Below are 21,751 nucleotides of genomic sequence, written 5' to 3'. Positions count from 1 at the left end.
GTTTTTACCTTCTACTTAATCAGGCGGCTGTGTACGCCACACGTTGTTCACGATTTAATCCCTGAAGCGCCGACACATCGACGATCAGCGCCACGCTACCATCACCCAGAATGGTCGCGGCAGAAATACCAGGCACTTTGCGGTAGTTGCTTTCGAGGTTCTTCACCACCACCTGATGCTGACCAATCAGCTGATCAACCAGCAGCGCATAGCGACGGCCCGCACTTTGCAGGATCACAACGATGCCCTGCGTGGCCTCTGTCTTCGCGCCGTCCACTTCGAACACTTTCCACAGTTCCACCAGCGGCAGATATTCCCCGCGCACTTCGAGCACGCGCTCACCGCCCGCCAGCGGATGCAGATCTTCTTCACGCGGCTGCAGGGATTCCATCACCGCGTTCAGCGGAAGAATGAACACTTCGTCTGCCACTTTCACGGACATCCCGTCGAGGATCGCCAGCGTCAACGGAAGCAGGATGCGAATGGTGGTGCCGGAACCCTGCTTAGACTGGATCTCAACGTGGCCGCCCATCTCCTGGATGTTACGTTTCACCACGTCCATGCCGACGCCGCGCCCGGAAACGTCAGTCACCTGCTCTGCGGTAGAGAAGCCGGGCGCGAAGATCAGCATCCCCACTTCTTCATCGGTCATGTTTTCGTTGACCGCCATGCCCTGCGAAATCGCCTTCGCCAGAATACGCTCGCGGTTAAGACCCGCGCCGTCATCGGTCACTTCGATGCAAATATTCCCGCCCTGATGTTCCGCAGAGAGAATCAAATTGCCCACCGGCGATTTTCCGGCAGCAATGCGGTTTTCCGGCAGTTCAATACCGTGGTCGAGGCTGTTACGCACGAGGTGCGTTAACGGGTCGATAATGCGCTCGATCAGGCTCTTATCCAGCTCGGTGGAGCTACCCATCAGCGTCAGTTCAATCTGTTTATTCAGTTTGCTCGCGAGATCGCGTACCAGGCGCGGGAAGCGGCTGAAGACATATTCCATCGGCATCATACGGATGGACATGACCGATTCCTGCAGATCGCGGGCGTTACGTTGTAACTGACCCATACTGGTGATCAGATCGCCATGGGTAACCGGGTCCAGTTCATTAGAACGTTGTGCCAGCATCGACTGGGTGATCACCAGTTCGCCCACCAGGTTGATCAGCTGGTCAACCTTCTCAACGGCAACGCGAATGCTGGTGGATTCGCTGGAGCGCGCGGCCGGTTTTTCACCACGTGCAGGTGCAGCAGCGTCTTTTGGCACCGCTTTCAGCGCCGGGGCCGCAGGCGCGACAGCCGGGGTCGGAGCCTGAGCGATGACGGCCACCTCTTCCTGCGCTACTGGAGCTTCCGCTTCGGCGGTTTCGGTTTCGGTTTCGGTTTCGAAGGCAATCTGGTCGGCTTCAATCACAAAGCACAGCACCGCCACGATATCGTCCTGACCAATCCCGTCATCAAGCGTAGCGGCGAGGCTGTCTTTGCCTTTCACGACATTGCTTAACGTCGCCAGGTTACCCAGCTCTTCTTCCAGCAGGTTAACCTCATTCTCTTTCAGGCGTGAAAGCACAACACGCAATTTGCCCGCTTGCGCAGCGGCTGGCGCGGTTTCACCGGCACCAACCGCATCGACAACGCTCAGTTTTGCAGCAGGGACAACGGCTGCTGCGACCTCACCTTTTGCTTCCAGGGCGAGCTGGCGAAGCGCATTGCAGATATATTCAAAGCTGGCGGCATCAGGCTCTGCCGAACTTTTATAGGCGTCGAGCTGTTCCTGCATAATATCTTTGGTTTCCAAAAACAGGTTGATAATGTCGGTATTGAGCTGCATCTCACCGCGTCGTGCTTCATCCAGCAGGTTTTCCATTAAATGGGTTGTTTCCTGCAGGATGGTAAATCCAAACGTTCCGGCTCCGCCCTTAATGGAATGCGCCGCACGGAAGATGGCATTGAGCTGCTCGGAGTCCGGTGCTTCGGGCACCAGGTCGAGCAAATGTTGCTCCATATCGGCCAACAATTCGTCGGCTTCATCAAAGAATGTCTGGTAAAAATCGCTAATATCCATGCTCACGCTATCACCTCGGATTGGCTGGTGGCGATGTTGGAACGGCAGCCGAAGGAACGGCCCCAGGCTGTTTTAAATCGTCCAGTGACTCATTCTGACTTTCGGCGTTTTCATGCAGGATGGCCTGCTCCGCCTGCTGGTTCAGCACTAAAAGACTGATACGACGGTTGATGGCGTCATCCGGCCCGCGGTCGGAGACGCGCATGGTTGCTGCCATGCCGACCACGCGCAGTACCTTGCCATCATCAAGCCCACCGGCCACCAGCTCGCGACGCGAGGCGTTGGCACGATCGGCAGAAAGCTCCCAGTTGCTGTATCCCTTCTCCCCACTGGCGTACGGGAAATCATCCGTGTGGCCTGACAGGCTGATTCGGTTAGGAATGCCGTTCAGCACCGGTGCAATAGCGCGCAGAATATCGCGCATGTACGGCTCAACCTCGGCGCTGCCGGTTTTAAACATCGGACGGTTCTGGCTATCAATGATCTGAATACGCAACCCTTCCTGCACCAGATCGATTTTCAGGTGCGGTCGCAACGCACGCAGTTTGGGGTCAGCCTCAATCAGCTGATCGAGATCGCCACGCAGTTTTTTCAGACGCGCCTGTTCCATCTTCCTCTTCAGCTCGTCGATGTTCGGCTCTTTTTTCACCTCACCCTTCTGCTGGGTGTAATCATCACCGCCGCCAGGAATGGGGCTGTCGCTGTTAGAGATACGCGGCCCACCGGTCACTGCCGTCGCCAGCGGCGTACGGAAATATTCGGCAATCTGGATCAGTTCTTTCGGGCTGGAGATGGAGATCAGCCACATCACCAGAAAGAACGCCATCATTGCAGTCATAAAGTCGGCGTACGCGATTTTCCACGAGCCGTGCGCGCCATGCCCACCGCCCTTGTGCTTGCGTTTTTTTACGATGACGATCGGATGGGACTGGTTTTTCATGCGTCCTCAGTTGTCGTCTGTTGGTTTGGGTTTTTCACCGCGCGCACGTGTTCTTCAAGTTCGATAAACGACGGACGCTCGCTGGAGTAAAGCGTTTTACGGCCAAATTCAACCGCGATCGGCGGCGCATAACCGTTGAGGTTTGAGAGCAGCGTGATCTTCACGCACTGCATCATTTTGGTGGTTTCCGCGCTCTTCTGGCGCAGGACGCTGGCCAGCGGAGAGATAAAACCATAAGCCAGCAAAATACCGAGGAAGGTCCCTACCATCGCATGGGCAATCAGCGCGCCCAGTTCGGCCGCCGGACGATCCGCCGACGCCAGGGCATGTACCACCCCCATCACCGCCGCAACGATACCGAAAGCCGGAAGCGAGTCACCCACCAGCGCCAGGCTGTTGGCCGGCACTTCAGATTCGCTTTCGTGGGTTTCGATCTCTTCATCCATCAGCGCTTCGATTTCGAAGGTATTCATATTGCCGCTAATGATGAGTCGCAGATAATCGACGATGAAATCCAGCATCATGGCATCAGCCAGAATGCGCGGATAGCTGGCAAAAATTTCGCTCTCTTTCGGGTTTTCAATATCCCGCTCAAGAGAGAACATCCCCTGCTGACGTGACTTCGCCATCAGGCGATAGAGCAGAGCCAGCAGATCCATATACATGCTTTTGGTATATTTCGAGCGACGGAACAGCAATGGAATGGCTTTCAACGTGCCCTTGATGGATTTGCCGTTGTTACCAACGATAAAAGCCCCTACCCCTGCGCCGCCGATGATAATAAGTTCAGCCGGTTGATAGAGTGCTCCAAGGTGCCCGCCGGTCATCATGTAACCGCCGAAAACTGTACCGAGAACTACCAGGTAACCTAATAAGATAAGCACGACATCATCCTTCCGCTAGTGACTATGGCAAGGACGTTCAGTTCGTAGCGTTTACCGTTTGAGGGGTAAAAAAAAGCAGCGGTAATGACTTACCGCTGCTGGAATCTTGCCCACACGTTCGGGTTAAACAGCTTGTTCGATCTGTTCATCCAGCAGTTGTGGAATAATATCGGCAGCATCCCGGGAAAGTTTACGTCTTTTTACTGCGCGGGATGGAGGCTGGCATAAACTACAGGCGAAGCTGCCAACAGGCTGATGAGCATGGGTAATAAAATTGCCATCGCAGCAATTACAGCGCGACAATTCAAGCATTCCGCTCTCAACAAAACGTACCAGCGTCCATGCGCGGGTCAGTGCCAGCAGGGGGCCTTCGTCCTGCTGCGGGCATTGTTCAAGGTAAAGTTTATACGCTTTGATCACGGCGTCGACGCCGCTACACAAACCGGTTTTCAGAAGGTATTGCCAGGCGTTACAGAACATCGATGCGTGGATATTTTGCTCCCACGTCATAAACCAGTCTGTCGAAAACGGCAACATGCCTTTCGGCGGGGGACTACCACGTAACTCTTTATACAGTTTAATGAGGCGACCACGGCTCAGCTGAGTCTCGCTTTCCAGCATTTGTAAACGAGCACCCAGCGTAATCAGCTCCATGGCAAGCTGTATGTCACGCGCTTCCTGAACAATGCTTTTCTCGCTCATTGCTAGGCCCTTTTCTTACGGGCTGCGTCATCAGGCTGGCTGATTTCGTTAAGCAAGCGAGTGGAGAGAAGAATACCGGTATGGATCTGTTGCAGATCGTCAACACGGGATTCCTGCGTCAGACGCGTGATCGTCTGCGGATTGTCAAAACGGAACTGGCAAACCAGTTGATTCGTTTCGGCCAGTTTTACCATCTGCGGGAGGGTTAAACCACCCAGCATGGTTGCCATTTCTTCGTTAATACCCAGACGAAACATCGCGGACGCTTTGTCCTGACTAATTAAACGCTGCGCGAGCAGTAAATATGACAAATTGATGTCATAGATATGTTTTAGCAACTCGGATGTATGCATTGTTCCCATCCCGAATAACCAACTATTATTTTTATGCGGAAAGACCGCACCCCGTGATGTCGCCGGGAAATCACCCGGTATAAAAAGAAAAGGCTAAATGCATAGTTGAATCTAGGTTTGTATTCATCGAAACGCGCAAGAGTCGAAACGCAGTAACGTCTCTTACGTGGTTTATCATTTCTTACAAATAACTAAGATTTTTCCTAATTCGACGCAAACTCTACTCGTCAGATTTGCCACATACAATGCAGCCACCCTCAAATTTAAAAAAATGTGATCCACGTCACACAATTTAAGTGAATATCCTCCATAAATCCATCAGTATGACTTGTAGTTTGTTCATTTTTTGCCCATTTGGCACAGTTTTGTATTCTTAATCGACGAATAGTCATGCAGAAGGGTGAAGCGAACTGGCATGTATCGTGCTTTTCCTGCCGTGAGCGCGCCCCGGAAACCTTCACAAGATGCTCATCTTAAGGAAACATTTTTCTTACCGTGAAAAAACATAGAGTTATGCAAGCCGCCCATAAAAATTGTTTCAGAGCGTGATCATTCGAAATATGTTTATAACGGGTTAAAACGATTTAACGGCAAAAGAGGGAAATTGTGTGATTTACGTTAAGTTGTTAATTTTTTTCATTTAGACGCGTTTTTCAGTTATTCTTCTTATAAGAATAATTAATGAATAATTATGATAAGCTTCACACTAATGTCGTAATCCCCTCTTGCAGATCCTGGTCATTCGCGGTAATGGTGATCACACGCTGTCTTTCAGACATCTAAGGAGTGCGACATGAGTTACTCCCATCTGCTTGTATCTGTTGCTGTTTCCCCCGAAAGCCATCTGCTTGTTTCCCGGGCCGTGTCCATCGCCAGGCCCAGCAATGCGCGCATTAGCCTCATCACGCTTGCAGCCGAACCCGAGATGTATAATCAGCTGGCAGCCCCCATGCTGGAAGATATTCGTGAGGTATTGCAGGAAGAAACACAGCAATTTCTGCGAGAGTTGGTAGAAAAGGCACAATATCCTGTTTACGAGACCGTAATTGCGACCGGTGAACTTAATGCTCATATTCTCGACATGTGTCGCAAACAGAATATTGATTTAGTGATTTGCGGGAACCATAACCACAGCTTTTTATCTCGCGCAGCTTGCGCGGCAAAATCTATTGTCGCGTCAAGCCAGGTTGATGTGCTGTTAGTGCCGCTTGGGGGGTCGTAAACCCCCCGGAGGAATATCAGGCGAGTTTAGGGAATGTTGCGATCTTTTTTTGCAGATCGCCTTCATGGCTTTGCGGCGTTATTTCGCGGAGATCCTGAATAAAACGCGCCTGCCAGTGATTAATATCGTTCTTACGGATCGTTTCCATCATCTCAGCATGGCGTGAAATGCGCTCCGTCAGCGGCATGGTCAACGCGCGGTTGAGGGCATTAGCCACGTCATCCCTATCGTAAGGGTTCACGATAAGCGCTGACGTGAGCTCATTCGCCGCCCCGGCAAACTGGGAAAGCACCAGTACCCCCGGGTCCGCCGGGTCCTGAGCCGCCACATACTCTTTTGCCACCAGGTTCATCCCGTCACGTAACGGGGTGACCAGCCCGACGTCTGCATAGCGGAAGACTTTCATCAGGATTTTGCGGTCAAAATGCTGATTCAGGTAAAAGAGCGGCGTCCAGCCAAGCTGACCATAGCGACCATTGATGCGCCCCGCTTCCGTTTCCAGCTGGTGACGAATATCCTGGTAGGCCTGAACTTCACCGCGCGACGTTGGCGCTATCTGGGTATAACGAATTTTACCGTGGTGCTGAGGGTATTTATCCAGCAGCGTTTCATAGGCCAGGAAGCGTTCCGGTAGTCCTTTGGAATAATCCAGACGCTCTACCGAGAAGATATTCTTCACATGCTTGAGTTCATTCTTCAGCTGCGCCAGCTTCGGCGGCAGCGGGCCGGAAGCCTGATCCGCAATCTCGTCGGGTTCAATCCCAATCGGATACACTTCGGTGTGGAAGGTTTTCCCCCACGCCGTATGGGTCTTGCCGCCTTTTGTCATCAGTCGCGTTTTACCTGACACCGAATCCAGGAACGCGAGGCGGTCATTTTCGGTCTGGAAGCCCAATAAATCGTAATCACACAGCCCCTCCAGCAGCGCTTCATGCGGCGGCAGTGCGGTAAAGATCTCCGGCGTCGGGAACGGTATGTGCAGGAAGAAGCCAATCCGGTTGTTTACTCCCCTTTTACGCAGCTCTCGGGCGAAGGGCAGCAGGTGGTAATCGTGGATCCATAAAATATCGTCTTCCTCTATAAGAGGCAGCAGTTTATCCGCCAGTAGCGCGTTGACGCGCGAATAGCCTTCGAAGGATTCACGCTGGAATTTGACCAGGTCAAGACGATAATGAAACGCAGGCCACAGCACGGCGTTGGAGAATTGCGAGTAATACTCGTCATAGTCTTTCTCTTTCAGCGCAAAGGATGCCCACGTGATATTCCCACGCGTCACTTTGTTAAGCGGTTTCTCTTCTTCACTGATTTCACCACTCCAGCCAAACCACAGCCCACCAGCAGCTTTCAAGGCACCTAACACCCCTACCGCCAGGCCACCTGCACTGGATTTTTTATCATCAGGCGGTGCAATTCGGTTAGAGACGACGACTAAGCGACCCATAATGGTTTCCCCCTTTGTTTTGCGCTATTTGTTGTTGTTGCTGGTTAGCGATATCAGATATCCACTGCCAGACGGCGTCGACATTTGCCAGACGCCATTCTGCGACAGTGTTACCAGGCCCCACCTTAACGGCGATCCCTCCGGCCTGATTCACCACGCGAAATCCGGCCTCGTCGGTCAGATCATCGCCTAAAAATACCGGTATACGTCCCTTAAATGGCGGTTCCGCCATAAACGCCGCAATAGCAGCACCTTTATTAATGCCCTCAGGTTTTATCTCAACGACACACTTCCCCGGCTGCAGCGCGAGCTGCGGGTGTGCATCGGCCACGCTACGGGCAATCGCAAATATCGCTGCTTCGTGATGCGGTGCCTGCCGATAGTGCAAGGCGAATGCCATGCCTTTCGCTTCCAGTTCCGTACCCGGGAGTGACGCCAGCGCCGAGGAGAGTTCAGTGTGTAACGCCTGAATTAAGGTATCGGGGAGTGATACAACATGCAGTTGATCATGGATATCGCGGCGCTCCGCTCCGTGTACACCGGCTAGCGGAAAGTGGTAAGGACTGGCGAGCACATCCAGCTCGGCCATTGAGCGCCCTGAAATCAATGCCAATGCGCCCTCGTTCAGTCGAGAGAGCTGCTGCAAATTCTCTAGCACCGTATCCGGTACGACCACGTCGTCAGGATGCGGCTGGATCCCGGCGAGCGTCCCGTCGAGGTCAAAAAAGAAAGCATATTTTCCGGGCAGTACAGGCGGTGCGGTTAACGAGTCAGCCACCCTTTTCCTCCTTACAGTTGATGAGAGGTAAACGCCTTTACCTCTTTCATAGCCATGTAAGTATAGACAGTGTGATGGGGCTCGCCATTTGACAACCGCCCCGCCAGCAAAACTGGCGAGGCGGTTCAGGGGTCAACTATGGTTATAAGTTGAGCAATAAAAAGTCAGCGTCGGGGTTACACGGTACGCTTCGCTTTTTGCTTGTAACGGTCGAATATCACCGCCGCCAGCAGGATCAGACCACGCACCACGTACTGAGAGAACGGTGAAATATTCAGCAGGTTCATGGCGTTCTCTACCGTCCCTAAAATCAGGATACCGGCCACCACATATGAGATTTTTCCGATGCCACCCTTGAGGGAAACACCCCCTAAAACGCAGGCAGAAATGACGATCAGCTCATAACCAATCGAGGTCATTGGCTGACCGCTGGTCATACGCGAGGCCAGAATAATCCCGGCGGCGGCAGAAACCAGTCCCGAGAGGACAAAGATAATAATCTTAGTGCGCACCACCGGCACACCGGCCAGACGTGCGGCTTCTTCATTGCCCCCGATAGCCAGAGTATTGCGGCCAAACGTGGTCCGGTTGAGCAGGAAGCCGAACAGGATCAGGCAGGCCACGGTGAGCCAGATTGGCGCAGGCAGGCCCAGCCAGTTGGCGTAACCTAGCGTAAAGAAGCGCTCGTCTTCAATCCCGACCGCTTTACCGTCGGAGATGATATAGGCCAGACCTCGCACAATTTGCATCGTCGCAAGCGTGGTTATCAGGGCGTTAATCTTCAGACGAGCAATGACAAAACCGTTCACCAGGCCGCTAAGCACGCCGAGTAACAGACCCGCCAGCACGCCAATCCACAGGCTTTCTGTCATGTTGATCACCACGGCGGTGGTCACGCCCGCACAGGCGATAACAGAGGCCACCGACAGGTCGAAATCACCGGAGGCCAGACAGAACAGCATACCGCAGGCCACCATGCCGGACATGGAAATGGCCAGGCCCAATCCTTTCATATTAATGAAAGTGGCAAAGTTAGGGACGAAGATCGCACAGGCGACGAAAAGTGCGGCAAAGACCACCAGCATGCCGTACTGATCCCAGATACGACCAAAACTAAAAGCCGACTTCGGCGCTCCGGATGTAGTAACAGAGGACATCATTAACTCCTTACTCAGGCGACTGCCTGGCTGACTTTAGGCATGGCGAGGTTCAACGCCTGTTGTTCATTCGCCTGTTCATGAAGTAATTCACCGGCGATTTCGCCTTCACGCATCACCACAATGCGGTCGGCAACGCCAAGCACCTCCGGCAGATCGCTGGAGGCGAAAAGTACCGCCACGCCGCGTTTTGCCAGTTCATAGATCACGTTATAAATCTCGTGTTTTGCGCCCACATCGATACCGCGCGTCGGCTCATCCAGCAAAATGACCTTCATGTCTTCCGACAACCAGCGGCCTAAAATGGCCTTCTGCTGGTTCCCCCCTGACAAATTCATAATCAGCTGTTCCGGGCCGGGCGTTTTAATATTCAGCGAGCGAATATGGTGGTCGGCATTGCTCGACTCCCAGCTGTCGTTTATCAGGCAACCCGCGCGAATAAACTTACGGCGGGCGGAAATATTGATGTTGTCACGCACCGAATGCACCGGAATGATCCCTTCCGCTTTGCGGTCTTCCGGACAGAGCATCATTCCTGCCCTGATCGCGTGGGCGGGTTTCTGGATATCAACCTGCTCACCGTCGATGGAGACCCGCCCTGCGGAAATGCGGGTACCCCCGAACAAGCCTTTCATTAATTCGCTGCGCCCCGCCCCTACCAGGCCAAACAGCCCGACGATCTCGCCGCTGCGGACGGATAATGAAACCGGTGTTCTCACGCCTGGCGCTTTCACGTTTTCCAGCCGCAGGCGTTCAGGGCCATACTCGCGCGGCTTCCAGTGATAGATATCGCCCAGATCGCGCCCGACCATCGCCTGAACAAGCTGGTCATGGTTAACCTGCTGCATATCGCTAAAGGTGCGCACATAGCGCCCATCTTTAAAAACGGTAATGGCATCGCTCAGGGCAAATATCTCTTCCATGCGGTGCGAGACATACAAAATGGTGCGTCCTTCCTGTCGCAACTCGCGGATCACGCGGAACAGGTTTTCGATTTCACGCTTGGAGAGCGAGCTGGTGGGTTCATCGAAAGCAATAATTTTGGCGTTGCGCGCCAGCGCCTTGGCAATTTCAACCATCTGCCACTGGCCGATGGAGAGATATTTCAGCGGCGTCTGGGGATCGACATCCAGACCAAGATGTTTAAGCTGCAGCCCCGCTTCATAATTAAGTAGCGAACGGTTCACCACGCCGCCTTTGTGCGGAAGCTGGCCTAAATAGATATTTTCCGCCACGGTCATCTCGGGAATAAGGTGCAATTCCTGATAGATAATGGCCACCCCGGCATTAAGCGCCGCCGTGGTATCGGCAAAGGCCATCTCTTCGCCGCGAATAGCCAGCGTGCCGGTTGTTGGCGCGTAGTTGCCGCTGAGGATTTTTAACAGCGTGGATTTCCCCGCTCCGTTTTCCCCCATCAGGGCGTGAACCTGTCCGGCATAGCAGTCAAAGCTGATATCGGTCAGCGCATTAACACCGGGGAACGTTTTCCCGATGCCGCGAAAAGAGAGATAGGGATGAGACTGTTGCATAACGACTCCGTGATTCCTGTAGTCTGTACGTCTGGCCCCTTACGGCGAGTAAGGGGCACAATCACAGCGTATTACTTACCGCCCAGTCCTTTTTTCGCCAGTTCCTCTTTGAAGTTGTCGCGGGTGATCAGCACCACGTCGGTCACTTCGGTAAATTTCGGCGGTTCAGCGCCTTTGGTTACCCAGTTGTAGAGCATTTCGCTGGATTTGTAGCCGTGGACATCCGGGCTTGGCAGCAGAGAACCGTAGAAGCCGGTGGCCTGCGCTTTGGAAAGCTCACTGACGGCGTCAACGCCGTTGATGCCAATTCCGATCACATCGGGCGCTTTAAAGCCCTGGCCTTCTGTCGCACGGACCCCACCCAGCACGGTGTTATCGTTCATACCGACCACCAGCCAGTGCTTCACTTCCGGGTGCTGAACCAGCATGGAGTTCGCGGCGTCAAATGCCCCCGGGATATCGTTGGATTTGGTCGGGACTTTATAGATCTGTTTCTCCGGGAAACCGGCCGCTTTCAGCGCGTCCATTGAGCCCGTCGTACGACGACGTGCCGTGTCCAGCTCATCAGCGGTAATGGCCATGACGGCGGTCTCTTTCACATCCCAGCCGCGTTTCTGCATTTCTTTATAGAGTTCCTGACCCTGACGTTCGCCGATTTTGGTCGCCGCCATCATGACCAGCGGCACGCTGTCCATCGGTTTGCCTTTGGCATTCACGAACTGATCGTCAACGGCAATGACTTTCATGTCGTAACCGCGGGCTTTCGCCGCAATGGCGGACCCCAGTTTCGGATCCGGTGTACAGATAACAAAACCTTTTGCACCGCTGGCCGCCAGGCTGTCGATGGCGTTCAGCGTTTTCTCACCGTCGGGCACGGCGATTTTAATCACTTCAAAACCTAAATCTTTCCCGGCTTTATCTGCGAATTTCCACTCGGTCTGGAACCAGGGTTCTTCGGGCTGTTTTACCAGAAAACCGAGTTTTAAATTCTCAGCGATAGCGGATTGTGACATAACGGCAGCCAGACCGATGGCCGCCAGCGCTTTAGTAAATTTGTGCATGGTAAACTCCAGCTTTAGCATTCTTTTCTGTAGGGAATATTTGCGTGCTTCTTATTTAATCGGACTTAAAACAAGGCATTAGCGCTTACCTCGTCATAAGCGTTATTGCTGGTGATAGTTTTAGCGGGAAATTAATCATCCATAAGAGAGCCCCATCACACCGCAGAATTACAGTAATTGCGTACATAAATTCAGCGAAAAATGACATAAAAAAGGCAGGATTTGTCAGACAAATAAAAGAGGGGTGAGCAGAATTATCCATAAGATTAGCTAAGAAGTCCCTGATGCCATTAGACCTGTCACGCCGGGGCTAAGGGTTGAAAGGAACACCCTGCTTTCCATCAAAAAAACACACTCGCGCTGAAAATATATTTCCCGGCAAAAATTGATTTAGCACAATTTTAATGAAACATCATATATGCGAAATGAATTATCTGTATTTATTGCTTTCCCAGATAATTATTCCGGCGCAATACCCCCGAAACACAAACCGCAGCACTAAAAACAGACTATCCCTTTGTTATTAGTAAGATAGTGAGATTTCATTTCATGGGAATCTATTTGCATATTTGTACTATATTAAATTTTGTAATGTATGGTAAAAACAGCGGGATTAAGACTTTTCTTAAATTAAAGACAACGGTATGCTTATTTATATCGAACACAGGAAGTGAATTTCGGTCAGCTTTGGCACTGCAGAATCTCTTTTTCTGCTCTATTTCTTCGTATTTGCCTGGCGCTCAGGTTAAGCAACGGACATCACGTCCCACAGTCTATAAGGATATGAGTATGGCTACCCAAACGATGATGCAAAAACTTAACGCGCAGATGAACCTTGAGTTTTACGCCTCAAATCTGCACCTTTACCTCAGTGCGTGGTGTTCCGAGAAAAGCCTTACGGGCTCTGCCACGTTCTTTCGTTCACAGGCCCAAAGCAACGTCACCCACATGATGCGCGTCTTTAATTTCCTGAAAGCGGCGGGGGCAAACCCGGTTGTTAAAGCCCTGGAGGGGATCAACGATAATTACTCTTCTCTGGAAGAATTGTTTGAAAAGACGCTGGAAGAGTATGAACAGCGTTGCACGACACTCAACAAGCTGGCCGATGAAGCCAGAGCGCAGCATGACATGACCACGCTGAAATTCCTGCGCGATATGGATAAAGAGCAGCAGCAGGACGGAATGCTGCTGAAAACCCTTGCGGACGAGATCCATAATGCGCAACAGGCAGGTTTGTGCCCGGAACAAACCGATCGCCACCTGCTCGACATTGTCACAGTGCAGCATCACTGACGCTTTTGACCTGCTCCCGTTCGGAGCAGGTTACCTTCCCTGCGCCAACCTTCTGCTTTTGCTGAGATTTAACAAATCAGATCTCGCTCCCAATGATTAACCACACAACATGTAATGATTTATTTAATTACATAATCATTGACGAGGGAGCAGCATGATCACCATTGAGTTTATTGTCATTCTCCTCTGCCTGCTGACGGGTACACGTTTCGGCGGCATGGGGCTTGGGTTAATCAGCGGGATTGGCCTTTTTATTTTGTGCTTTGTCTTTGGTCTCCAGCCCGGCAAGCCGCCGGTTGACGTGATGTTGACCATTCTCGCCGTGATTGGTTGTGCAGCCACCCTGCAAACTGCCGGCGGGCTCAATGTCATGATGCAATTTGCCGAACGCCTCCTGCGCAAACATCCGCAGCACATCACGCTTCTCGCCCCGTTTACCACCTGGATGCTGACCTTTCTCTGCGGTACCGGCCATGTGGTCTACACCATGTTCCCCATCATTGCGGATATCGCCCTGAAAAAAGGGATCCGACCCGAGCGCCCAATGGCCGTGGCATCGGTAGCATCGCAGATGGCAATCACGGCATCACCGGTTTCCGTCGCCGTCGTGTCGCTGGTCTCCATCCTGGCCGCCCAGCATGGGATCGGTCACGCGTGGGGGATCCTGGAAATACTCGCCGTGTCGGTTCCCGCTTCACTTTTTGGTGTCGCCATTGCTGCCCTGTGGAGTTTACGCCGCGGGAAAGATTTGTCTGACGACAGGGAGTTTCAGGAAAAACTAAAAGATCCAAAGCAGCGTGAGTTTATCTATGGCGGTACGGAGACGTTAATGAATCAACGTTTTCCGAAGCAGGCTTACTGGTCGACCTGGATTTTCTTTGCCGGTATTGCCGTGGTTGTCCTGCTCGGGGCCTTCCCTGAACTGCGCCCCGCCTTCGAGCTGAAAGGCAAAATGACGGCGCTGTCGATGAACCTGGTCATTCAGATGATGATGCTCATTGCCGGTGCCGTGATGCTGATGGCCTGCAAGGTCAATGCCTCAGCCATTTCTAACGGCGCGGTATTTAAGGCCGGTATGGTGGCGATTTTCTCGGTGTTCGGGGTGGCGTGGATGAGCGATACCTTTTTCCAGGCGCATCTGGACGAGTTAAAACTGGCGCTGGAAGGCGTGGTGAAAAGCCATCCGTGGACGTATGCCATCGTGCTTTTCCTGGTGTCGAAGCTGGTGAACAGCCAGGCGGCTGCCCTGACGGCCGTGGCGCCAATGGGGCTGATGCTGGGGATCGATCCAAAAATGCTGATCGCCTTTTTCCCGGCGTCATACGGCTATTTTGTTCTGCCGACCTATCCCAGTGATTTAGCCTGCATCGGCTTCGATCGCTCAGGAACCACCCGCATCGGCAAATTCATCATTAACCACAGCTTCATTCTGCCCGGATTAATCGGTGTGAGCTGCGCGTGTGCGGCGAGCTACCTGCTGGTACAGACTTTCTTTTAAAGGCATCAACGGGCGACTTACGCGGTCGCCCGTTTGCAGATATTAATGCGACTCGCCCTGCGGGGTGAAGCGCAGCTCAATCAGCGCGATGGCTTTCTGGATCGCACGAAGCGTCACCGGGTCAGCGGCGGCAGGATGGCTGGTGAAATCAATGTTTCTCAGCTGCGTGGACATCTTCTCGCGGACTTCAACTGGGGCAATAACATCCAGAACATCAAGGATTTGCTTAATAACCAGCTGACAGGCAACAACGTCAGAGACCAGTTCCTGATCGGCGCTCAGGTTTTGTGACATGGGGCTTCTCCTTATTTAAAGGCCGCCATAGTATCAAAACGCAGCCCCTGACATCTCCCCTTCGTCACCAGCAGGAACAAAAAAACCCGCCGAAGCAGGTTTTTTTTTATCAGAACATGGCGCCCGGCGGCACGTCTTTAAAGGTGCGGCAGTAATTGGCCCACATACTTTTGAGGATTTTGCGCAGTTTCATTGTGATGCTCCATTAACTTGTCATACAGCTTTATCGTCAATGCGCCTATAATATGACCACCATCACAAAAATCAATGTTTTTGCGATGTGCGTCACAATTAAATTTACTGCAACACCTGTTAGCCAGCAAAACCGCGAACAAAATCAAAGAGAGAAGGCAGATCGTCCGGCTATTCCTGGCATTGGGCTACGTCTCTGCGGGTACGATAACGTATCTCCATCCACTCAGAGCGAACCATGAAAAGAGTCATCGTAGCCGGTACGATCCTGCTGCTCGCGGGATGCAGCGTTAACCGTCAGGCGGAAATCAGTAGCCTCGACGCACCAAACGGCATTGTCCGCCTCGATTACGGTCAGGCCGTGCTGCAAAATGCCTGGTCTGACGAATATGTAAATAACGGCACCGCAGTGAAAGCCTGCCAGGGTATGGGGTATGCCACCGCGTCTGCCTACGGGCAACCCGTCAAAACCTGTACGCTGATAAGCGGCTCTTTGTGCCTTAACGAAAGCGTGACCATTCAGTATAAATGCATGGGTTATGCCGTTAACCCTAAGTCAAATAATCCCTGGTATTAATCCAAGCTGCCAGCGTTTGCTGGCACTTTATTTAACTAAGAACAAAAACAATTCGCATTAATATAAAACCGACAATGCGTTTTATTCCCATTCGTATTTTGAAGTAATGAATATTTATTTTACGTTTTGCAAATAATTAAATAACAAATTATAGTGTCGCTCATTGTGAACCAGTAATAATAACCCGGAGCGTCACCATGCTGAAAACTGAAATGATCGACAAGCTCAATGCGCAAATGAACCTTGAGCTCTTTTCATCCCTTCTCTACCAGCAGATGAGCGCCTGGTGCAGCTACCACAGCTTTGAAGGTGCGGCCGCGTTTCTGCGTCGCCATGCGCAGGAAGAGATGACCCACATGCAGCGCCTGTTTGATTATCTGACCGACACCGGCAGCCTGCCGCGCATTGAGACCGTGGCCTCGCCTTTTGCCGAGTATAATTCTCTCGATGAACTGTTCCGCGCCACCTACGAGCACGAACAGCTGATCACGCAGAAAATTAACGAACTGGTTCATGCGGCAATGACCAGCCAGGATTATCCAACCTTTAATTTCCTGCAATGGTATGTGGCAGAACAGCATGAAGAAGAGAAGCTGTTTAAATCCGTGCTGGATAAATTATCCCTGGTGGGTAAATCAGGTGAAGGTCTTTACTTTATTGATAAAGAACTTTCCACTCTCGATACACAGAATTAATTTCAACGCGGTGCGGGTTTCCTGCACCGCGTTAATTTACATACATCCTGCGCAGCTGGTACAGCGCCAGTCATGGGGATTGACGGCCTGATAAAAATAGCGGTAGCTGGCCGTCTCAAGCGGAATACCCACCTCGAAAAACAGGTCTGTCAGCCAGTCAACGTTTTCAATAATCCACTCATCTTCCTGTAAGCCTTGTGCAAAGGTTTCATCTTCAGGATCAATAACCGAATAGATTGCCCAGGTGCCCATATCCTTTTCGCGGCGGGACTCAGGCAGCGTCAGAGGCTGGTTCTGCCAGCTCATTATCCAGTGTCCATGGCACAACAGATTGCCTCCCCGGCTCCATGCCGCTTTAAATGGATTCTCCCCCGCCATAAAAAACCCTCACATTATTTTATTATTTGCACGAGTTGTTTACGTTACGCCTGAAATTTGCGCCGTGACATTGCTCTTATGAAGTAGGCATCGCCCCATCAAGGATCACAGCATGCCTAATCTGTAAAGATTTTATTACACACCTTGTAACGGTGATTTGACGAATTACGGCTTTTCCCTTACTCTGCGCCGCAGAAATTGTCGCGATTCACCATCGTTGTAGAGGAAAGCGTGAGAAACAGAACCCTGGGAAGTATTTTTATCGTCGCCGGAACGACGATTGGCGCAGGAATGCTGGCAATGCCCCTGGCTGCTGCAGGTGTGGGATTCGGGATGACGCTGCTGCTTCTTGGCACACTCTGGGCGCTGATGTGTTACACCGCGCTGCTACTGCTTGAGGTTTACCAGCACGTGCCCGCCGACACCGGTCTGGGTTCACTGGCGGCGCGCTACCTGGGACGCTACGGTCAGTGGATAACCGGCTGTAGCATGATGTTCCTGATGTACGCCCTGACTGCCGCGTATATTAGCGGGGCCGGGGAGCTCATCGCCTCCAGCGTCAATGACTGGTTTGGCTCTGACATTACCCCGGCGACGGGGGCAATCTTCTTTGCGCTCATCGGCGGCGGCGTGGTCTGCGTGGGGACCTCGCTGGTCGATCTGTTCAATCGTTTTCTCTTCAGCGCCAAAATTCTGTTTCTGATTGTCATGCTGGTCCTGCTGGCACCGCATGTGCACAAGGTTAATCTGCTGACGTTGCCGCTGGAAAAAGGGCTCGCGCTTTCCGCTATCCCGGTGATTTTCACCTCGTTTGGCTTCCACGGCAGCGTACCGAGTATTGTCAGCTATATGAACGGTGATATTCGCAAGCTGCGCCGCGTGTTTGTTATCGGCAGCGCGATCCCGCTCATCGCCTATATTTTCTGGCAACTGGTGACGCTGGGCAGCATTGACTCTTCAACCTTTATTGGACTCATGGCGCAGCACGCTGGCCTGAATGGTTTTCTGCTGGCACTTCGCGAGGTCGTCACGTCTCCTCACGTGGAGCTGGCGGTCCACCTGTTTGCCGACCTGGCGCTGGCGACCTCGTTCCTGGGCGTGGCGCTCGGCCTGTTTGATTACCTGGCCGACCTGTTCCAGCGTCGCAATACGGTTAGCGGGCGGTTGCAGACGGGGGTAATTACTTTCCTGCCGCCGCTCGCGTTTGCGCTGTTTTACCCACGCGGGTTTGTGATGGCGCTGGGTTACGCCGGCGTGGCGCTGTCGATCCTGGCACTGTTACTCCCTTCCCTGCTGGCATGGAAGAGCCGCCAGCAGCATCCTCAGCAGGGGTACCGCGTGGCGGGAGGAAAACCGCTGCTGGGCATTGTGTTTAGCTGTGGGGTGGTGATTATTCTGGTGCAGGTATTGATTGCCGCCGGCATGTTGCCGGAAGTGGGTTAAATAAAAAAAGGGGCTATCTTTAGCCCCTTTTTTATCAATGCAAACAGCAGCTCTTAAACTTCTTCCCGCTGCCGCAAGGACACGGATCGTTACGCCCGACCTTCGTGCCGTTCACAATCGGCTTCTTTGCTTCCGGCTGCTGCGGGTTATCTACCCAGTATTGATATAAACGCAGTGCCGCTGGCTGGATGCGCTCAATGCTGGCGATATAGTCTTCTTCGCTCAGTTCATCAAGCTTCTCGCTGTTCTCTTCCGTACCGTGCAGGGCAATCACCTCGAGATCGGCCTTCAGAGACTCCGGCAAGGCTGACCAGTCCGTCAACGCCACGCCGCGCATATAGCCATAGCACCACTCTTCCACCACGGTGTAGCTCTCACCGTCGACGTCGTTATATCCAAACATCGGCTCAAACTGGTCCGGGTATTCGCTCAGCCGCTCAGCAATGTCGTTCATATGCTTAAAGCAGAGATCGATAAAACGGTTCATTTCACGATCGTTTTTCCAGCGCGGAATGTATTTCTCCCCGCCCCACACGGCCACCAGCCAGGTATCTGGCTCAACGACAACAGGGCCGGAAAGCACTGCGGTAAGCATGCCGTCCAGTTCGGATACATCAATCACGGACGCATCGTCATGGCCGTAAGACATGAGAGTCTCTTCCAGCCATGCCATTTCGCTTTCATTTAATGGACCTTCCGTCATCGCGGACACTCCTGATAAAAAGGAAAAGATCCTAACACAGTTCTTACGCCGTTCCCGGCTGAAGTTTAGGTCTTCATTGCTGCAAAAGTGTGCAAATCGTGACCCTTGCACAACTTATGGGCTTTAATGTTAACGATATGTGATCTCCGCTGTAATTTCTTCTCCTGCCGCAGGGCGGCAGAACGCGGCGCTCTATACTCAAAGATGTCATAACCCCGTCAAGGGGTTAACCATTCTGGCAACGTTTTTGCTTGCTGTTCTTCGCGCGACGCTGCGCATGGAAACCTCGCCGTATCATGCAGGATGCCGTTCGTTTAGTGCATTTTGTTCTTGCCCGTGTTTTGGATTGGCTGCGCCCTGGGCGTTCAGGTTTACGCCGTGGTGCAAAAACCTCTTTGCTAAGGAACATAATAATGTCGCTGAAATTAATCAGAACTCCCCTGTCTCTTGTGTTAGCTGGTTGTCTGGTGACGGCGTTTTCCGCCCGGGCAGATATCGTGATTGGTGTCGCCGGGCCGTTTACGGGACCCAATGCCACCTATGGCGATCAGTACTGGCACGGCGCAACGCAGGCCGCTGAAGATATTAACGCTGCCGGCGGGATTAACGGTGAGAAAATCAAGCTGGTTCAGGGTGATGATGCGTGCGAGCCTAAACAGGCCGTGGCTGTCGCCAACCGCTTAGTCGACCAGGATAAAGTCAACGCCGTTGTCGGCCATTTCTGCTCCTCATCGACCATGCCCGCCTCTGAGGTGTATAGCGATGCGGGGATCATTTCCATTACCCCCGGCTCGACGAACCCGCTGATCACCGAACGCGGTATGAGCGATATGTTCCGCATGTGCGGCCGCGATGACCAGCAGGGCCAGGTTGCCAGCGACTTCATCATTGATAAGCTGAAAGCCAAACGCGTGGCGATCATTCACGATAAAGACACCTATGGGCAGGGGCTGGCAGACGCCACCAAAGCGGCACTGGCGAAACGCGGGATCAAGGATGTGATGTACGAGGGGTTATCGCGCGGTGAAAAAGACTTTAACGCGCTGGTGACGAAGATTGGCGCGCAAAAACCGGACGTGGTGTTCTTCGGTGGCTGTCACCCGGAAGCCGGTCCGCTGGTTCGCCAGATGCGTGAACAGGGCGTGCAGGCGAAATTCTTCTCCGGCGACTGCATTGTTAATGAAGAGATGGTGACGGCGGCGGGCGGTCCACAGTATACCAACGGCATTTATATGACTTTCGGTAAAGATCCTCGCCTGATCCCGGACGGTAAAGCAGTGATTGAGAAATTCCGCGCCGCTAAATTTGAACCGGAAGGTTACACCCTCTACTCCTATGCTTCCGTGCAGGCCATTGCTGCTGCGTTTAAAGCCACGGGCGGCAAGGACTCCGCCAAAGCCAGCGAGTGGCTAAAAGCGAATACGGTCGACACGGTGATGGGTAAAAAAGCCTGGGACAGCAAGGGCGATCTGAAAGTCTCCGACTACGTGGTTTACCAGTGGGACGACAAAGGAAAATATAAGGAAGTGCAGTAACGGGACGGAATCACGCTCAACGTCGGCGGGCCTGCCTGCCGGCGCGTAATAAACATCAGGCTGCACACCATGTGCAGCCTATAAAACGAGCGCGCTAAGATGAGTACATTCTTCCTGCAGCAGTTAATCAATGGCTTAACGCTGGGCTCCGTCTACGGCCTCATCGCCATCGGCTACACCATGGTGTATGGCATTATCGGGATGATCAATTTCGCCCACGGCGAAGTGTATATGATTTCCGCTTACCTCTGCGCCATTGGCCTGGCGCTACTCTCTTTCTTCGGCCTGCAGTCATTCCCCCTGCTGATACTGGGAACGCTGGTATTCACCATTGTCGTTACGGGGGTGTACGGCTGGACCATCGAGCGTATTGCTTATAAGCCGTTGCGGAATTCTACGCGCCTGGCGCCGCTTATCTCTGCCATCGGGATGTCGCTTATCCTGCAAAACTACGCGCAGCTGAGCCAGGGGCCGCGCCAGCAAGGGGTGCCAACCATGCTCGACGGCGTACTTCGTCTGCATCTGGGCGAAGGTTTTGTGCAAATAACTTATACCAAAGTATTTATCCTGGTCGCCTCGTTTGCCGGCATGCTGGTGCTGACCTGGATAATCAACCATACCCGGCTGGGGCGGATGTGCCGCGCGGTACAGCAGGACCGTAAAATGGCCTCCATTCTGGGGATCAACACCGACCGGATTATCTCCCTGGTCTTTGTCATTGGTGCGGCCATGGCGGGCCTGGCAGGTGTGCTCATCACCATGAATTACGGCACCTTTGATTTCTACGTCGGGTTTGTGATTGGCATTAAGGCGTTTACCGCAGCGGTGCTCGGCGGGATTGGCTCCCTGCCGGGCGCGATGCTCGGTGGGTTGATTCTGGGCGTCGCCGAGGCGCAATTTTCCGGCATGGTGAACTCCGATTATAAAGATGTGTTCTCGTTTGGCTTGCTGGTCTTGATCCTGATTTTTCGCCCTCAGGGTCTGCTTGGCCGCCCGATTGTCGCCAAAGTGTGA

Annotated in this window: 22 protein-coding genes; 8 read left to right on the top strand and 14 right to left on the bottom strand. The window is 52.7% G+C overall.

What is annotated here, in order from left to right; all coding sequences use genetic code 11:
* Nucleotides 1-19: 19 nt before the first annotated feature.
* The 5 genes from cheA to flhD form a co-directional block, all read right to left on the bottom strand.
* Entirely contained in the window at nt 20-2,068 is a 2,049-nt protein-coding gene (gene cheA, locus O1723_RS08340; RefSeq protein WP_023337444.1) for a chemotaxis protein CheA, read from the bottom strand.
* 4 nt (nt 2,069-2,072) lie between these two features.
* Nucleotides 2,073-3,002, bottom strand: coding sequence for a flagellar motor protein MotB (gene motB, locus O1723_RS08335; protein ID WP_014884353.1), 930 nt, complete (start codon nt 3,000-3,002; stop codon nt 2,073-2,075).
* Nucleotides 2,999-3,886: a flagellar motor stator protein MotA gene (gene motA / locus O1723_RS08330; RefSeq protein WP_008500417.1), complete on the bottom strand. Its 888-nt coding sequence runs from the start codon at nt 3,884-3,886 to the stop codon at nt 2,999-3,001. The genes motB and motA overlap by 4 nt, the downstream gene beginning before the upstream one ends.
* Before the next feature lie 123 nt (nt 3,887-4,009).
* Complete coding sequence (gene flhC, locus O1723_RS08325; RefSeq protein WP_014884354.1) at nt 4,010-4,588, bottom strand: flagellar transcriptional regulator FlhC; 579 nt, start codon at nt 4,586-4,588, stop codon at nt 4,010-4,012.
* Between the two features lie 2 nt (nt 4,589-4,590).
* Nucleotides 4,591-4,941, bottom strand: coding sequence for a flagellar transcriptional regulator FlhD (flhD, locus tag O1723_RS08320; RefSeq protein ID WP_013096050.1), 351 nt, complete (start codon nt 4,939-4,941; stop codon nt 4,591-4,593).
* 793 nt (nt 4,942-5,734) lie between these two features.
* Here flhD and uspC point away from each other — a divergent pair.
* On the top strand, nt 5,735-6,163 hold the full coding sequence (gene uspC, locus O1723_RS08315) for a universal stress protein UspC (RefSeq protein ID WP_014884355.1): 429 nt from the start codon (nt 5,735-5,737) through the stop codon (nt 6,161-6,163).
* A gap of 16 nt (nt 6,164-6,179) precedes the next feature.
* Here the strand turns inward: uspC and otsA are convergent, their stop codons facing one another.
* From otsA to araF, 5 genes are all read right to left on the bottom strand, one after another.
* Nucleotides 6,180-7,604, bottom strand: a complete 1,425-nt coding sequence (gene otsA, locus O1723_RS08310; RefSeq protein ID WP_014884356.1) for an alpha,alpha-trehalose-phosphate synthase — start codon at nt 7,602-7,604, stop codon at nt 6,180-6,182.
* Complete coding sequence (gene otsB, locus O1723_RS08305; protein WP_023337445.1) at nt 7,579-8,382, bottom strand: trehalose-phosphatase; 804 nt, start codon at nt 8,380-8,382, stop codon at nt 7,579-7,581. Before otsB ends, otsA begins: the two co-directional genes overlap by 26 nt.
* A 176-nt stretch (nt 8,383-8,558) precedes the next feature.
* On the bottom strand, nt 8,559-9,539 hold the full coding sequence (gene araH, locus O1723_RS08300; RefSeq protein ID WP_014884358.1) for an arabinose ABC transporter permease AraH: 981 nt from the start codon (nt 9,537-9,539) through the stop codon (nt 8,559-8,561).
* Between the two features lie 14 nt (nt 9,540-9,553).
* Complete coding sequence (gene araG / locus O1723_RS08295) at nt 9,554-11,068, bottom strand: L-arabinose ABC transporter ATP-binding protein AraG (protein ID WP_014884359.1); 1,515 nt, start codon at nt 11,066-11,068, stop codon at nt 9,554-9,556.
* Between the two features lie 71 nt (nt 11,069-11,139).
* Nucleotides 11,140-12,129 (bottom strand): arabinose ABC transporter substrate-binding protein AraF, encoded by a 990-nt coding sequence (gene araF, locus O1723_RS08290; protein WP_008500409.1) that lies wholly within the window; start codon nt 12,127-12,129, stop codon nt 11,140-11,142.
* Nucleotides 12,130-12,918: 789 nt separating this feature from the next.
* Between araF and O1723_RS08285 the strand changes: the two genes are divergently transcribed.
* Both O1723_RS08285 and O1723_RS08280 read left to right on the top strand, forming a co-directional pair.
* Nucleotides 12,919-13,422 carry a non-heme ferritin-like protein gene (locus O1723_RS08285; protein WP_014884361.1) on the top strand — a complete coding sequence of 168 codons (504 nt, stop codon included), beginning with the start codon at nt 12,919-12,921 and terminating at the stop codon, nt 13,420-13,422.
* A gap of 154 nt (nt 13,423-13,576) precedes the next feature.
* A complete protein-coding gene (locus O1723_RS08280) occupies nt 13,577-14,920 on the top strand; it encodes an anaerobic C4-dicarboxylate transporter (protein ID WP_014884362.1) in 1,344 nt (447 codons plus the stop codon).
* Nucleotides 14,921-14,962: 42 nt separating this feature from the next.
* Here the strand turns inward: O1723_RS08280 and O1723_RS08275 are convergent, their stop codons facing one another.
* Nucleotides 14,963-15,214: a DUF2766 family protein gene (locus O1723_RS08275; RefSeq protein WP_014884363.1), complete on the bottom strand. Its 252-nt coding sequence runs from the start codon at nt 15,212-15,214 to the stop codon at nt 14,963-14,965.
* A gap of 109 nt (nt 15,215-15,323) precedes the next feature.
* The gene (gene azuC / locus O1723_RS08270) at nt 15,324-15,407 is read right to left on the bottom strand and encodes a stress response protein AzuC (RefSeq protein WP_014884364.1); all 84 of its coding nucleotides are present in this window, start codon (nt 15,405-15,407) and stop codon (nt 15,324-15,326) included.
* A gap of 237 nt (nt 15,408-15,644) precedes the next feature.
* On the opposite strand from azuC, the gene yecR reads away from it, so the two are divergent.
* A complete protein-coding gene (yecR, locus tag O1723_RS08265) occupies nt 15,645-15,983 on the top strand; it encodes a YecR family lipoprotein (RefSeq protein ID WP_014884365.1) in 339 nt (112 codons plus the stop codon).
* A gap of 197 nt (nt 15,984-16,180) precedes the next feature.
* On the top strand, nt 16,181-16,678 hold the full coding sequence (gene ftnA, locus O1723_RS08260) for a non-heme ferritin (RefSeq protein ID WP_014884366.1): 498 nt from the start codon (nt 16,181-16,183) through the stop codon (nt 16,676-16,678).
* Nucleotides 16,679-16,714: 36 nt separating this feature from the next.
* Here the strand turns inward: ftnA and O1723_RS08255 are convergent, their stop codons facing one another.
* Entirely contained in the window at nt 16,715-17,056 is a 342-nt protein-coding gene (locus tag O1723_RS08255; RefSeq protein WP_023330745.1) for a hypothetical protein, read from the bottom strand.
* Nucleotides 17,057-17,287: 231 nt separating this feature from the next.
* Between O1723_RS08255 and tyrP the strand changes: the two genes are divergently transcribed.
* Nucleotides 17,288-18,499, top strand: coding sequence for a tyrosine transporter TyrP (gene tyrP / locus O1723_RS08250; RefSeq protein ID WP_032645268.1), 1,212 nt, complete (start codon nt 17,288-17,290; stop codon nt 18,497-18,499).
* Nucleotides 18,500-18,533: 34 nt separating this feature from the next.
* On the opposite strand, the gene O1723_RS08245 is transcribed toward tyrP, so the two are convergent.
* Nucleotides 18,534-19,202, bottom strand: coding sequence for a YecA/YgfB family protein (locus O1723_RS08245; protein WP_014884369.1), 669 nt, complete (start codon nt 19,200-19,202; stop codon nt 18,534-18,536).
* Nucleotides 19,203-19,615: 413 nt separating this feature from the next.
* Here O1723_RS08245 and O1723_RS08240 point away from each other — a divergent pair, with 413 nt between their 5' ends.
* Nucleotides 19,616-20,737, top strand: coding sequence for a branched-chain amino acid ABC transporter substrate-binding protein (locus tag O1723_RS08240; RefSeq protein WP_023337447.1), 1,122 nt, complete (start codon nt 19,616-19,618; stop codon nt 20,735-20,737).
* A gap of 99 nt (nt 20,738-20,836) precedes the next feature.
* Entirely contained in the window at nt 20,837-21,751 is a 915-nt protein-coding gene (locus O1723_RS08235; protein ID WP_014884371.1) for an ABC transporter permease subunit, read from the top strand.

Source organism: Enterobacter cloacae complex sp. HYC080_NIDB (assembly GCF_056673325.1).
The sequence above is the reverse complement of the archived record's forward strand: the minus strand, read 5'-3'. Positions and strand labels throughout refer to the sequence as shown.

Coding starts and splice junctions, on each gene's coding strand:
- motB (WP_014884353.1), bottom strand. CDS start 3,002: ATGAAAAACCAGTCCCATCCGATCGTCATCGTAAAAAAACGCAAGCAC.
- flhC (WP_014884354.1), bottom strand. CDS start 4,588: ATGAGCGAGAAAAGCATTGTTCAGGAAGCGCGTGACATACAGCTTGCC.
- flhD (WP_013096050.1), bottom strand. CDS start 4,941: ATGCATACATCCGAGTTGCTAAAACATATCTATGACATCAATTTGTCA.
- uspC (WP_014884355.1), top strand. CDS start 5,735: ATGAGTTACTCCCATCTGCTTGTATCTGTTGCTGTTTCCCCCGAAAGC.
- otsA (WP_014884356.1), bottom strand. CDS start 7,604: ATGGGTCGCTTAGTCGTCGTCTCTAACCGAATTGCACCGCCTGATGAT.
- araH (WP_014884358.1), bottom strand. CDS start 9,539: ATGTCCTCTGTTACTACATCCGGAGCGCCGAAGTCGGCTTTTAGTTTT.
- araG (WP_014884359.1), bottom strand. CDS start 11,068: ATGCAACAGTCTCATCCCTATCTCTCTTTTCGCGGCATCGGGAAAACG.
- araF (WP_008500409.1), bottom strand. CDS start 12,129: ATGCACAAATTTACTAAAGCGCTGGCGGCCATCGGTCTGGCTGCCGTT.
- O1723_RS08285 (WP_014884361.1), top strand. CDS start 12,919: ATGGCTACCCAAACGATGATGCAAAAACTTAACGCGCAGATGAACCTT.
- O1723_RS08280 (WP_014884362.1), top strand. CDS start 13,577: ATGATCACCATTGAGTTTATTGTCATTCTCCTCTGCCTGCTGACGGGT.
- O1723_RS08275 (WP_014884363.1), bottom strand. CDS start 15,214: ATGTCACAAAACCTGAGCGCCGATCAGGAACTGGTCTCTGACGTTGTT.
- azuC (WP_014884364.1), bottom strand. CDS start 15,407: ATGAAACTGCGCAAAATCCTCAAAAGTATGTGGGCCAATTACTGCCGC.
- yecR (WP_014884365.1), top strand. CDS start 15,645: ATGAAAAGAGTCATCGTAGCCGGTACGATCCTGCTGCTCGCGGGATGC.
- ftnA (WP_014884366.1), top strand. CDS start 16,181: ATGCTGAAAACTGAAATGATCGACAAGCTCAATGCGCAAATGAACCTT.
- O1723_RS08255 (WP_023330745.1), bottom strand. CDS start 17,056: ATGGCGGGGGAGAATCCATTTAAAGCGGCATGGAGCCGGGGAGGCAAT.
- O1723_RS08245 (WP_014884369.1), bottom strand. CDS start 19,202: ATGACGGAAGGTCCATTAAATGAAAGCGAAATGGCATGGCTGGAAGAG.
- O1723_RS08240 (WP_023337447.1), top strand. CDS start 19,616: ATGTCGCTGAAATTAATCAGAACTCCCCTGTCTCTTGTGTTAGCTGGT.
- O1723_RS08235 (WP_014884371.1), top strand. CDS start 20,837: ATGAGTACATTCTTCCTGCAGCAGTTAATCAATGGCTTAACGCTGGGC.